11 protein-coding genes are annotated in these 12,513 nt (G+C 66.7%); 1 reads left to right on the plus strand and 10 read right to left on the minus strand.

The genetic code is table 11. From position 1 onward, the window contains the following. Nucleotides 1–174 precede the first annotated feature (174 nt). From AC10V3_RS20200 to AC10V3_RS20240, 9 genes are all read right to left on the minus strand, one after another. Entirely contained in the window at nt 175–933 is a 759-nt protein-coding gene (locus AC10V3_RS20200; protein ID WP_490923691.1) for a sulfite exporter TauE/SafE family protein, read from the minus strand. A gap of 72 nt (nt 934–1,005) precedes the next feature. After that, nucleotides 1,006–1,551 (minus strand): hypothetical protein, encoded by a 546-nt coding sequence (locus AC10V3_RS20205; protein ID WP_490922849.1) that lies wholly within the window; start codon nt 1,549–1,551, stop codon nt 1,006–1,008. 317 nt (nt 1,552–1,868) lie between these two features. Beyond that, nucleotides 1,869–2,915, minus strand: coding sequence for a branched-chain amino acid ABC transporter permease (locus tag AC10V3_RS20210; RefSeq protein ID WP_022537018.1), 1,047 nt, complete (start codon nt 2,913–2,915; stop codon nt 1,869–1,871). Continuing rightward, complete coding sequence (locus tag AC10V3_RS20215; RefSeq protein ID WP_010811285.1) at nt 2,915–3,799, minus strand: branched-chain amino acid ABC transporter permease; 885 nt, start codon at nt 3,797–3,799, stop codon at nt 2,915–2,917. The genes AC10V3_RS20210 and AC10V3_RS20215 overlap by 1 nt, the downstream gene beginning before the upstream one ends. Nucleotides 3,800–4,020: 221 nt before the next feature. Next, a complete protein-coding gene (locus AC10V3_RS20220) occupies nt 4,021–5,229 on the minus strand; it encodes an ABC transporter substrate-binding protein (RefSeq protein ID WP_022537020.1) in 1,209 nt (402 codons plus the stop codon). 74 nt (nt 5,230–5,303) lie between these two features. After that, nucleotides 5,304–6,029 (minus strand): ABC transporter ATP-binding protein, encoded by a 726-nt coding sequence (locus AC10V3_RS20225; RefSeq protein ID WP_022537021.1) that lies wholly within the window; start codon nt 6,027–6,029, stop codon nt 5,304–5,306. Between the two features lie 10 nt (nt 6,030–6,039). Beyond that, nucleotides 6,040–6,816: an ABC transporter ATP-binding protein gene (locus AC10V3_RS20230; RefSeq protein ID WP_022537022.1), complete on the minus strand. Its 777-nt coding sequence runs from the start codon at nt 6,814–6,816 to the stop codon at nt 6,040–6,042. A 364-nt stretch (nt 6,817–7,180) separates the two neighbouring features. Beyond that, complete coding sequence (locus AC10V3_RS20235) at nt 7,181–8,845, minus strand: GMC family oxidoreductase (protein ID WP_022537023.1); 1,665 nt, start codon at nt 8,843–8,845, stop codon at nt 7,181–7,183. 35 nt (nt 8,846–8,880) lie between these two features. Further along, entirely contained in the window at nt 8,881–10,377 is a 1,497-nt protein-coding gene (locus tag AC10V3_RS20240; protein WP_349605723.1) for a CoA-acylating methylmalonate-semialdehyde dehydrogenase, read from the minus strand. Nucleotides 10,378–10,664: 287 nt separating this feature from the next. On the opposite strand from AC10V3_RS20240, the gene AC10V3_RS20245 reads away from it, so the two are divergent. Further along, nucleotides 10,665–11,552 (plus strand): LysR family transcriptional regulator, encoded by an 888-nt coding sequence (locus tag AC10V3_RS20245; protein WP_022537025.1) that lies wholly within the window; start codon nt 10,665–10,667, stop codon nt 11,550–11,552. 6 nt (nt 11,553–11,558) lie between these two features. On the opposite strand, the gene AC10V3_RS20250 is transcribed toward AC10V3_RS20245, so the two are convergent. Continuing rightward, entirely contained in the window at nt 11,559–12,452 is an 894-nt protein-coding gene (locus tag AC10V3_RS20250) for an alpha/beta hydrolase (RefSeq protein ID WP_051369928.1), read from the minus strand. Nucleotides 12,453–12,513: the final 61 nt, after the last annotated feature.

Below are 12,513 nucleotides of genomic sequence, written 5' to 3' on the forward strand. Positions count from 1 at the left end.
GCCAGGAACGATGCGACACCGTTCCGCTTCTCCCGTCCGCACCAGCCCCCGGACTTGGCGCTTCCGTCATTCACCGACCGCACGGTCGGGAATGCGGATCGAGTCTATCACAGCGTTTTGGCGCGAAAAGGGAGGATTAACCCGCATCGCGCCACGGCGCAGGCCCTGGCCGGATCAACGCAGGAACGCATCCCACGCCGTCTTCAGGATCAGCGCGCTCACCACCACGATAAACACCTTGCGCACGAAGGCGCTGCCATGCCGCAGCGCCAGCCGGCTGCCCACCTGGCTGCCGGCAACGTTGGCCACCGCCATCACCAGCCCCAGCTGCCACCAGATATGGCCCTTGCTGGCCAGCAGCAGCAACGCCGCCAGGTTGGTGGCGAGGTTGACCAGTTTGGTCGAGGCCGCCGCGTGCAGGAAGTCATAGCCGAACACGCGCACGAACACGATCATCAGAAAGCTGCCGGTGCCGGGACCGAACACGCCGTCATAGAAGCAGAGCACCGCGCCGGCCAGCAGCGCGGCCAGCCGTTCGCGCCCGCCCGACAGCGTGGGCGCGTGCTCCGTACCCAGGTCCTTCTTGGCGACCGTATAGACCAGCAGCACCACCAGGATAAACGGCAACGCCTTGCGCATCGGCTCGGCCGGGAGCATGGTCAGCGCCCAGGCGCCGGCCATCGAGCAGATAAAGGCCGCCACCACCGCCGGCGCGGTAGCACCCCAGTAGATGCGCACGCTGCGGCCGTAGCGCAGTGCCGCGTTGGCGGTGCCGGCGATCGACGCGACCTTGTTGGTGCCGAGCAGCGTGGCCGGCGACATGCCGGGATAGGCCGAGAACAGGGCCGGGATCTGTACCAGGCCACCGCCGCCGGCAACCGCATCGATCAGGCCGGCGAGAAAGGCGGCAACCGCCAGGAATGCAAATTCCATCATTGCAGGAAACGGGAAAGCGAGAAGGGAGAAACGGAGGGGAACGTCAGGCGCGCGGCCAGGCGTGCCGGCTCAGCCGAGCACCTTGGCGGCGGGCACCAGGCTGCGATGCCACATGCCGCTGCCGTGGGGGCTGAAGCCCGCTGGCGGGCCACCCTTCCCCGACACCAGCGCGGTCACCAGCGCGGGCGCCAGCAAGGCGTGGCGGATGCCGTGGGCGCGGCCCCAGTCGGCCAGCGTGTCGCAGCAGGCCTGCAGGCACGTCCGGCCGGCCTCGGGCGGCAAGCCGGGGCGTACCCACCACTCCGTCGCACAGGCCACCAGCCCGGCAAGGTCCAGGCTCGGCACCAGCGCCACCGGCAGGCAACCCAGCACATCGTCCGGCGCCGCCCCGTGCGCGATCAGGCAGATGCCGCGCCCGGACTGGGCCAGCAACTCATCCAGCATCAGCCGGCGCGCGCGGGCGGCGGGCACCGGCAGCGGCTGCACGACGTCCAGCCAGGCCGCCAGTATGGCCGCATCGGCACCCAGCCCGAGGCGTACCAACCCCTGCGGCGCGGGTGAGCCGGGACCACCGGGGGTGTCTGGGGAATCGGGAGAGTCAGGAACGGCGGGCATGGCGGGCAACGGAGAGCGCCCGCATTGTCTCACGCGGCAGGGGGCCAGGTGATGCCGATGCGGCATGGATGCCCCAGGATGGGGCGAATGCGACACAGGCGCGGAGGGAAGCCCAAATGAAAAAAGCGTTGCCGAGGATCACCCGGCAACGCCCTTTATTTATAACGCTGCTACCCGACACCGGGTGCGCGCCTGTCGTCTCCTCGCTTCCGCCTCCATTTAACCTGCGAAAACCGTATATGGAATGTAACGAAGCGGTGCATCGAGGACAAGCTAGAAAAAACCCTAGCCCCAGATTCGGGCATGTCGATCGGCGGTCACTCCTGCTTGCGACCGAAGCGCGCCAGCAGCTCGCCCATGATGCCACGGCGGAAGGTCAGCACGCAGATCACGAAGATCACGCCGGTCACCATCGTCACCGACTCGCCCAGCGTATTGAACCAGCCGAAGCCCGTGGTCGATGCCAGGAAGCTGCCGATGTCGCCCAGCTTGTTCTCCAGCGCCACGACCACGAAGGCGCCGACGATCGGGCCCGACAACGTGCCCAGGCCGCCGACCAGCGTCATCAGGATCACCGAGCCCGACATCGACCAGTGCACGTCGGTCAGCGTCTCGAAGCCCAGCACCAGCGCCTTGATCGAGCCGGCCAGCCCCGACAGCGCCGCCGACAGCACGAAGGCGGTCAGCTTGAAGCGGTCGACGTCATAGCCCAGCGAGATCGCGCGCGGCTCGTTCTCCTTGATCGCCTTCAGGATCTGGCCGAACGGCGAATGCACCGTGCGCACGATCAGCGCGAAGGCCGCGACGATGATCACCAGTGCCACGTAGTACAGCGTCAGGTCACTAGACAGCGACAGCACGCCGAACAGCTTGCCGCGTGGGATGCCCTGCAGGCCGTCCTCGCCGCCGGTGAACGGCGCCTGCAGGCAGATAAAGAACAGCATCTGCGCCAGCGCCAGCGTGATCATCGAGAAGTAGATGCCCTGCCGGCGGATCGCCAGCGAGCCCACCACGTAGCCGATCAGAGCGCCGGTGGCCGTGCCCAGGATCAGGCCGATCTCCGGCGTCACGCCCCAGGCCTTCATCGCCTGGCCGGCCACGTAGCCGGCGCCGCCGAAAAAGGCCGCGTGCCCGAACGACAGCAGGCCGGTATAGCCGATCAGCAGGTTGAAGGCGCATGCAAACAGCGCGAAGCACAGCACCTTGAGCACGAACACCGGATAGGCGCCCGCCAGCGGCGCGGCAACCAGTGCCAGCAACAGCAATCCGTACAACAGTTTCTTCTGCACGCCTTGTCCCTTTCCTGCCTGGCCTGCGTTGGCCGCCACCGGCGTTTGCGTCGATGATGTGGATGGTGCGCTCATCACTTCTCCTTCCCGAACAGCCCGGCCGGGCGCAGCAGCAGCACGATCACCATGATGAAGAACACCACGGTCGACGATGCTTCAGGATAGAACACCTTGGTCAGGCCCTCGACCACGCCCAGCCCCAGGCCGGTCAGGATCGAACCCATGATCGAACCCATGCCGCCGATCACCACCACCGCGAACACGATGATGATCAGGTTCTGCCCCATCAGCGGCGAGATCTGGATCACCGGAGCAGCCAGCACGCCCGCAAACGCGGCCAGCGCCACGCCGAAGCCGTAGGTCAGCGTCACCATCAGCGGCACGTTGACGCCGAAGGCCTCGACCATCTTGGGGTTCTCGGTGCCGGCGCGCAGGTATGCGCCCAGCTTGGTCTTCTCAATCACGTACCAGGTGGCGAAGCACACCACCAGCGACGCCACCACGACCCACGCGCGGTAGTTGGGCAGGATCATGAAGCCCAGATCGGTCGCGCCCTGCAGCGCGTCCGGCGTCGAGTACGGCAGCCCCGACACGCCGTAGATCGAGCGGAAGATGCCCTCGATCACCAGCGTAATGCCCAGCGTCAGCAGCAGGCCGTAGATATGGTCGAGCTTGTAGATCCAGCGCAGCATGGTCTTCTCGATCACCACGCCCAGCGCGGCAACGACCAGCGGCGACAGCAGCAGCATGATCCAGTAGTTCAGCCCGGCGTACTCCATGCCCATCCAGGCCAGTACCGCACCGAGCATGAACAGCGCGCCGTGCGCGAAATTGATAACGTTGAGCAGGCCGAAGATGACCGCGAGGCCCAGGCTCAGCATCGCATAGAAAGCGCCGTTGACCAGCCCCAGCAATAGCTGGGAGAGCATGGCAGGCAAGGGGATTCCGAAGATGTCCATGAGCATCGATTGCTGGTGGGGTCTCCCCTCTTCCGCGAGCGGGAGAGGGGTTGGGGGAGAGGGCCGGCGCGGAAGGGGCTACGAACTTCAACAATGGCGCAGGCATTGGTCACGCCGCGCCGCGTCTACCGGCGTCGCGCTCCGGCCGACGCCCGCCCTCTCCCCCTGCCCCTCTCCCGCAAGCGGGAGAGGGGAGCAAACCGTCGCAGGCCTGCTGCGCCTTACTTCTTCAACATCGCGCACTTCGAGTCGGCCACCGTGGTGAAGGCCTGATCGCCCGGGATGGTCGCCACCACCTTCAGGTAATCCCACGGCTTCTTCGATTCGGCTGCCGTCTTCACCTGCATCAGGTACATGTCGTGGATGCCGCGGCCGTCCTGGCGGATATAGCCCTTGGTGTAGAAGTCGTTGATCTTCATCTTCTTCAACTCAGCCATGACCTTGTCCGGGTCGTCGGTCTTGGCCGCTTCCACCGCCTTCAGGTAGGTGCTGGCCGCCGAGTAGTCCGCCGCCTGCAGGCTGCTCGGCATCTTCTTCATCTTGCCGAAGAAGCGGTTGGCGAACTTGCGGGTGTCGTCGTTCATGTCCCAGTACCAGCTGTCGGTCATCAGCAGGCCTTCGGTGTTCTTCAGCCCCAGGCTGTGGATGTCGTTGATGAACATCAGCAGGCCGGCGATCTTCATCGACTTGGTGATGCCGAATTCCTTGGCCGCCTTGATCGCGTTGATGGTGTCGCCGCCGGCGTTGGCCAGGCCCAGGATCTGCGCCTTGGACGACTGTGCCTGCAGCAGGAACGAAGAGAAATCCGATGCCGACAGCGGATGGCGCACCTGGCCCGCCACCGTGCCACCGCTGGCCTTGACCACCGCCGCGGTGTCACTTTCCAGCGAATGGCCGAAGGCGTAGTCGGCGGTCAGGAAGAACCACGACTTGCCGCCCTGCTTGACCACCGCGCTGCCGGTGCCCTTGGCCAGCGCCACCGTGTCATAGGCGTAGTGCACCGTGTACGGCGAGCACTCTTCGTTGGTCAGGCGCGCGGTGCCGGCGCCGATGTTGATGTAGACGCGCTTCTTCTCCGAAGCCACTTTGTTCATCGCCAGCGCGGTGCCCGAGTTGGTGCCGCCCAGCAGCAGGTCCAGGCCCTGTTGATCCATCCATTCGCGCGCCTTGGAGGCGGCGATGTCGGCCTTGTTCTGGTGGTCGGCGGAGACAATCTCGATGGGCTTGCCCAGCACCTTGCCGCCGCGGTCCTCGATCGCCATCTTGATGGCTTCCAGGCCACCCGGGCCATCGATGTCGGCGTACAGGCCCGACATGTCGGTGATGTAGCCGATCTTCACGGTGTCGCCCGACACCTGGGCAACGGCGCTGAAGGAAACCGCACCCATGGCAATGGCCGCCATCGCGGCCGCGAGCCGAGTCTTTTTCATGTCTATGTCTCCTGATTTGCGGCGGCATGCGCGCCACCCGTTCCTGCCAAACAGCAACCAATGATCCGTGCGGATCAGACCCCGAGCAGTTCGTGCAGCACCGGCATCTTGGCCTGCAGCTCATTGGCCGCGAAGCGCTCGACGATGCTGCCATGCTCCATCACGTAGAAGCGGTCGGCCAGCGGCGCGGCGAAGCGGAAGTTCTGCTCCACCATCACCACCGTGTACCCCTTCTGCTTGAGCATCAGGATCATGCGCGCGAGCGCCTGCACGATCACCGGTGCCAACCCTTCCGAGATTTCATCGAGCAACAGCAGGTTGGCACCCGTGCGCAGGATGCGCCCGACCGCCAGCATCTGCTGCTCGCCGCCGGAAAGACGCGTGCCCTGGCTCTGGCGGCGCTCCTTCAGGTTCGGGAACATCTCGTAGATATCCGCCTCGCTCATGCCCTTGCTGGTGTCGGCGCCCTTGAGCACGGGCGGCAGCATCAGGTTTTCTTCGCATGAGAGGCTGGAGAAGATGGCGCGCTCTTCGGGGCAATAGCCAATGCCGTAGTGCGCGATCTTGTGCGTGGGCAGGCTGATGGTTTCATGGCCATTGACCTTGATCGAGCCCTTGCGCGCCCCCGTCAGGCCCATGATCGCGCGCAGCGTGGTGGTGCGACCGGCGCCGTTGCGGCCCAGCAGCGTGACCACTTCACCGCGGTTCACCGTCAGGTCCACGCCGTGCAGGATGTGCGATTCGCCGTACCAGGCCTCCAGGCCCTTGATTTCGAGGGCAGGTGTATTCGATGTCGTCATGTCGTGCCCCTCAGTGCGCGCCTTGCAGTTCCGCGTCGACGGTACCCATGTAGGCCTCCATCACGCGCGGGTCCTTCGACACTTCAGCGTAAGGGCCCTCGGCCAGGATCGCGCCGCGCTGCAGCACCGTGATCTTGTCCGCGATCGACGACACCACGCTCATGTTGTGCTCCACCATCAGGATGGTGCGGCCCGCCGAGACCTTCCTGATCAGCTGCGTGACGCGGTCCACGTCCTCATGGCCCATGCCCTGCGTGGGTTCGTCCAGCAGCATCAGCTCGGGCTCCATCGCCAGCGTCGTGGCGATCTCGAGCGCGCGCTTGCGGCCGTACGGCAGGTTCACCGTGACGGTGTGCGCGAACTCGGTCAGCCCGACCTGCTCGAGCAGCTCCATGGCGCGGTCGTTGAGCACGTTCAGCGAGCGCTCGCTGCGCCAGAACTGGTACGCGGTGCCAAGCTGGCGCTGCAGGCCGATGCGCACGTTCTCCATCACCGTCAGGTGCGGGAACACCGCCGAGATCTGGAAGGAACGGATCACGCCGCGGCGCGCGATCTGCGCGGGCTTCTCGCGGGTGATGTCGATGCCGTTGAATAGGATGGTGCCGGTGGTCGGCTCCAGGAACTTGGTGAGCAGGTTGAAGCAAGTGGTCTTGCCCGCGCCGTTGGGCCCGATCAATGCATGGATCGACCCGCGTCGCACCCGCAGGTTGACGTCGCTCACTGCCGTGAACCCCTTGAATTCCTTGGTGAGGTTCCGCGTTTCCAGGATGGTTTCCTGCTGGTTCATGTCTCCTGCCCGCCCTCTTGCTGAACTGCCGGGGTGATGCCCGGCACTGACAATGGTCCGAACCGGCCTGGTAGGCCCTTGGTGCCGCGTTTTCCGTCAGGCCGGCCGCTCCTGCGGCCTGCCTGCGGACTTCTTATCTGTGCGCGGGGCGGCTCCCGCTGGTGCCTGGCGACTGGCTAGCATGTGCTGCCGCCGCACCCTGTGAGGCGTCTATTGTGTGCGCCTGTTGCATCGCAAAACATCGGGGTTTGCACTATGAAACATGAACCAAGTGTCAGTTTTTTTGCAGGCGCACATGAGCAGGAGGCGCCACCTGGCCGACGCCGCCTGCCTGCCTGACTTTCTGCTGCGACGCCGCGCCCCATCAGGCGCTCTCCACCGCCGCTGCCGGCGCCGGAGCTGCAATCTCCTGCGTGTCCGCCGCGCGCCGGCGATCCTCGCGGATCATGTCGCTGGCGCGCTCGGCAATCATGATGGTCGGAGAGTTGGTATTGCCCGAGGTGATCAGCGGCATCACCGAGGCATCGACCACGCGCAGGCCCTCGATACCCAGCACGCGCAGTCGATGGTCCACCACCGCCGTAGGATCGTCGGCGCGGCCCATCTTGCAGGTGCCCACCGGATGGAAGATGGTGGTGCCGATATTGCCGGCGGCTTCGGCCAGCTCCGCGTCGGTCTGGAACGCGGGGCCCGGCAGCCATTCCTCGGGCTGGTACGGTGCCAGCGCGGGCGAGGCCACGATGCGGCGCGTGAGCCGTATCGAATCGGCCGCGACGCGCCGGTCCGCTTCCGTCGACAGGTAGTTCGGCGCGATCGCTGGCGCCTGGCGGAAGTCCGCGCTGCCGATATGCACGCTGCCGCGCGAGGTCGGCCGCAGGTTGCAGGCGCTGGCGGTAAAGGCGTTGAACGCGTGCAGCGGGTCGCCGAACTTGTCCAGCGACAGCGGCTGCACGTGGTACTCGATATTGGCGCGCGCCTGCCCGGGGTCCGAGCGCGCGAACGCGCCCAGTTGCGACGGCGCCATGCTCATCGGCCCGCTCTGGTTGATGGCGTATTGCACGCCGATACAGAACTTGCCCCACAGGCTCGCCGCGCGGGTGTTGAGCGTGCGCACGCCGTTGACCTTGACCACCGTGCGCAGCTGCAGGTGGTCCTGCAGGTTCTCGCCCACGCCGGGCAGCGCGTGCCGCACCGGGATGCCCAGCGCGCCCAGACGCTCGGCCTGGCCGATGCCGGAGAGTTCCAGAAGTTGCGGCGTATTGACCGCGCCCGCGGCAAGGATGACCTCGAGCGTGGCCGCTACCGTATGCGGCTGGCCGCCGCCGACGTAGTTCACGCCGTTGCAACGGCGTCCGTCGAAGGTCAGGCCGCTGACCTGCGCGCCGGTGACGATGGTCAGGTTGGGCCGCTCCGAGGCGCGCCGCAGGAAGGCCTTGGCCGTATTCCAGCGGATGCCGCGGCGCTGGTTCACTTCGAAATAGCCGACACCGAAGTTGTCGCCGCGGTTGAAGTCCTCGGTGCGCGGGATGCCCGCCTGCTCGGCCGCATCGGCAAAGCGCTCCAGGATGTCCCAGCGCAGCCGCTGGCCTTCCACGCGCCACTCGCCGCCGGCGCCATGGAAGTCGCTCGGGCCGCGGTGATGGTCCTCGCTGCGCTTGAACAGCGGCAGCACGTTGTCCCAGCGCCAGCCGTCATCGCCGGTGAGCCGCGCCCACTCGTCATAGTCCTCGCGCTGGCCGCGCATATAGATCATGCCGTTGATGGATGAGCATCCGCCCAGCACGCGCCCGCGCGGATAGCCCAGCGAGCGGCCGTTCAGTCCGGCTTCCGCCTCGGTGCGATAGAGCCAGTCGGTACGCGGATTGCCGATGCAATACAGATAGCCGACCGGGATATGGATCCAGTGGTAGTCATCCTTGCCGCCGGCTTCCAGCAGCAGCACCTTGACGTCCGGGTCCTGCGTCAGGCGGTTCGCCAGGACACAGCCGGCCGAGCCGGCGCCCACGATGATGTAGTCGAATGTCTCCATGGCTCTTTTGGTTATCGTGGCAGGGGTGGCGGGAATTATTTCGCCACCGGCATGGTGAACTCCGCGCCCTTGGCGATCGAATCCGGCCAGCGCTGCATCACGCTCTTGTAGCGCGTGTAGAAGCGCACGCCCTCTTCGCCGTAAGCATGGTGGTCGCCAAACAGCGAGCGCTTCCAGCCGCCGAACGAATGCCAGGCCATCGGCACCGGGATCGGCACGTTGATGCCGACCATGCCGATCTGGATCTGCCGCGCAAAGGCGCGCGCGATGCCGCCATCGCTGGTGTAGCAAGATACGCCGTTGCCGTACTCATGCGCATTGATCAGCTTCACCGCCTCGGCAAAGTCATGCACGCGCACCACCGACAGCACCGGGCCGAAGATCTCTTCCTTGTAGATCGTCATGTCCGGCTTGACGTTGTCGAACAGCGTGCCGCCGACATAGAAGCCGTTCTCGTGGCCGGGCACGGTATGGCCGCGGCCATCGGTCACCAGCGTCGCGCCCTCTTCCACGCCCTTGGCGATATAGCTCTCCACCTTCGCCTTGTGCGCAGCGGTCACCAGCGGACCCATTTCGGCGTCGGACTCCATGCCGTTGCGGATCTTCAGCGAGCTGGCGCGTTCGGCGAGTCGCGGCACGAGCTTGTCGGCCACGTCGCCAACCGCCACCGCCACCGAGATCGCCATGCAGCGCTCGCCGGCGGAGCCGTAGGCCGCGCCGATCAGCGCATCGACCGCCTGGTCGAGATCCGCATCGGGCATCACCACCAGGTGGTTCTTGGCACCGCCCAGCGCCTGCACGCGCTTGCCGTGCCTGGTGCCTTCCGTATAGATGTACTCCGCAATCGGCGTCGAACCGACGAACGACAGCGCCTGCACATCCGGATGCGCCAGCAGCGCATCGACCGCTTCCTTGTCGCCCTGCACCACGTTGAACACGCCATCGGGCAAGCCGGCCTGGCGCAGCAGGTCGGCAATCAGCAGGCTCGGCGACGGATCGCGTTCCGAAGGCTTCAGCACGAAGGTATTGCCACAGGCGATCGCCACCGGGAACATCCACATCGGCACCATCACCGGGAAGTTGAACGGCGTGATGCCGGCCACCACGCCCAGCGGCTGGCGCAGGTTCCAGTTGTCGATGCCGCCGCCGATGTTGTCGGTGAAGTCGGTCTTGAGCAGGTTGGGGATGCCGCAGGCGAACTCCACCACCTCGATGCCGCGCGTGACTTCACCCTTGGCATCCGAGAACACCTTGCCGTGTTCGCGCGTAATCAGCGCGGCCAGGTCGTCGTGGTGCCGGTCGAGCAGCTCCTTGAACTTGAACAGGATGCGCGCGCGGCGCAGCGGCGGGGTTTCCGACCACGCGGGGAATGCGCCTTTTGCCGCAGCCACGGCGTCGCCCACATCCTGCACCGTGGCCAGCGCCACGCGCGCGGCGACTTCGCCCGTCGCGGGATTATAGATATCGGCCAGACGCTGCGACGTACCGCGCGTCTGCCGGCCTGCGATGGCATGGCCGATGATGGTTTGCACCGCGCTGGCTTCTGCAAGGATGTCTTCCACTTCCACTCCTCAATGCTTGGATCTCTGATGGCATGTGGCCCGCCGATCTTTGCGTCCGTTGAAGACGCTGCTTCGTGCCGGGAGGTGGCCCCTGGCGACGCGGATAGCGCGCCGCACAAGGACTATAGGCCGTCGATGAGCGCAAGCTTGGTGTAGTTGCGCGGCCCCGTCCAATGATTTATCGTCAATCGCAATATAAGCCGCGCAAAATATTGCGCCGCACCACCTGCCGCCCCTGCCGCCCTCCAACACTCCCCTTGGACCTCCACCACCTTCGTGCCTTTGTCGCCGTCGCGCGCGAAGGCAACCTCACCCGCGCCGCCCAGCGGCTGCACCTGACGCAGCCGGCGGTCAGCCTGCAGCTCAAGGCACTGCAGTCGGCGTGGCGCATCAAGCTGTTCGAGCGCACCGCCGCGGGTCTGACGCTGACCGTCGACGGCGCCGCGCTGCTGCCGCTCGCCGAGCGCATTCTCGACGGCGTGGGCGACCTGCAGCACACCGTCAGCGCGATGCATCACACCGTGCGCGGCCGGCTGGCGATCGGCACCATCCTCGACCCGGAATTCACGCGGCTGGGGCCGATGCTGCGCACGCTGGTGGAGCGCCACCCGCAGATCGGCACCGAGCTGCGCCACGGCATGTCGGGCGGGGTGCTGCAACAGGTACGCAGCGGTGCGCTCGATGTCGGCTTCTATCTGGGCCAGCCGCCCGATGCGGGCTTCCATGCGCTGACGCTGACGCCGTTCTCCTATTACGTGCTGGCGCCCAAGGGCTGGAAGGAGCGCACCGCGCTGCGCTCCTGGGCGCAGCTGGCGACGCTGCCGTGGATCTGGACGCCCCCCGAATCCGCGCACCATCGGCTGCTGTCGGCGCGCTTCGCGCAGGCCGGGGTCGATGTGGCGACCGTGCCCAAGGTGGCGCATGTGGACCAGGAGGCGTCGATGCTGGACCTGGTGCGCTCGGGCGTGGGCTTGTCGCTGGTGCGCGACTCCATTGCGCTGCGCGAATCGCATGCGCACGGGCTGGTGATCGTCGAAGGGATGTCGGTGCCGACCGAGCTGACGCTGGTATGCCTGGCCACGCGCCGCGACGACCCGGTGGTCGCGGCGGTGTTCGGCGTGGCGGAATCGGTGTTCCGGACGTAGGCCCGCCTACTGCGGTGCCGGCTGCAGGTGCCGGCGCAGCCAGCCGGTCAGCACCGCGAAGACTTCGCCGCGCAGCGGCTGGGCCTCGTTGAAGATCTCGTGGTAGCCCTGCTCGAACCAGACTTCGTCGCGCAGGTCCGGTGGCGCGTGATCGAAGAAGGTGCGGCTGCCGGAAGGATCCACCACGCGGTCGGCGCCGCCGACCAGCATCAGCATCGGCGCCTCCAGTTGCGCGGCATCGGCCTGCGCCTGCGCCATGCCGCGGATAAAGCTCTCCAGCACGCTGGCGGTGATGGTGGTCTGCACCAGCGGATCGGTGCGATACGCGGCCACCACCGCGGGATCGTGCGACAAATGGCGCGCGTCGATCGGGTTGGGCACGCGCAGCCGCGGCGCCAGCGCCAGCAGCACGCGGTGCACGGTCAGCGTCGCAGGCGACAGCCGCAACGCCAGCGCGGGCGAAGACAGCACCAGCGCACGCACCGCCCGCACGCGCGCGGTGGCGAAACGCGCCGCGATCAGGCCGCCCATGCTGTGGCCGAGCAGGATCGGCAGCTCGTTCCAGCTGCGCAGCGCGGCGTCGTAAATTTCGGCGAGGTCGGCCAGGTAGGCGTCGGGATGCTCCGCCACCATGCGCGCGCCCCCGCTGGCGCCGTGGCCGCGCAGGTCATGCGCGCGCACGCGCAGGCCCAGGCCGCACAGCACATCGGCCACGTGCTGGTAGCGCCCCGCGTGTTCGGCAAGCCCGTGCACCAGCAGCACCGAACCGAGCGGCTCGGCAAAGCGCGCCGGGTCTGGCTGCCAGGTACGCAGCAGCAGCTCGGTGCCGTCGCGCATGCGCTGGCGGCTCTGCACCGGGGCGTGCGTGCCGGCGGCGATGCCGGCGGGCGCACCGGCCATGGCATCGGCGGCAGCGGGAGGGTCCGTCATCGGGTTGTCCGTCGTCATGGGCTTGTCCATT

The sequence above is a fragment of the Cupriavidus sp. PB-02 genome, from assembly GCF_058252315.1.

Excerpts from the sequence above, each read along its gene's own strand:
- AC10V3_RS20235 (WP_022537023.1), bottom strand. The coding sequence starts at position 8,845 with ATGGAGACATTCGACTACATCATCGTGGGCGCCGGCTCGGCCGGCTGT.
- AC10V3_RS20200 (WP_490923691.1), bottom strand. The coding sequence starts at position 933 with ATGGAATTTGCATTCCTGGCGGTTGCCGCCTTTCTCGCCGGCCTGATC.
- AC10V3_RS20225 (WP_022537021.1), bottom strand. The coding sequence starts at position 6,029 with ATGACGACATCGAATACACCTGCCCTCGAAATCAAGGGCCTGGAGGCC.
- AC10V3_RS20250 (WP_051369928.1), bottom strand. The coding sequence starts at position 12,452 with ATGGCCGGTGCGCCCGCCGGCATCGCCGCCGGCACGCACGCCCCGGTG.
- AC10V3_RS20205 (WP_490922849.1), bottom strand. The coding sequence starts at position 1,551 with ATGCCCGCCGTTCCTGACTCTCCCGATTCCCCAGACACCCCCGGTGGT.
- AC10V3_RS20230 (WP_022537022.1), bottom strand. The coding sequence starts at position 6,816 with ATGAACCAGCAGGAAACCATCCTGGAAACGCGGAACCTCACCAAGGAA.
- AC10V3_RS20210 (WP_022537018.1), bottom strand. The coding sequence starts at position 2,915 with ATGAGCGCACCATCCACATCATCGACGCAAACGCCGGTGGCGGCCAAC.
- AC10V3_RS20215 (WP_010811285.1), bottom strand. The coding sequence starts at position 3,799 with ATGGACATCTTCGGAATCCCCTTGCCTGCCATGCTCTCCCAGCTATTG.
- AC10V3_RS20220 (WP_022537020.1), bottom strand. The coding sequence starts at position 5,229 with ATGAAAAAGACTCGGCTCGCGGCCGCGATGGCGGCCATTGCCATGGGT.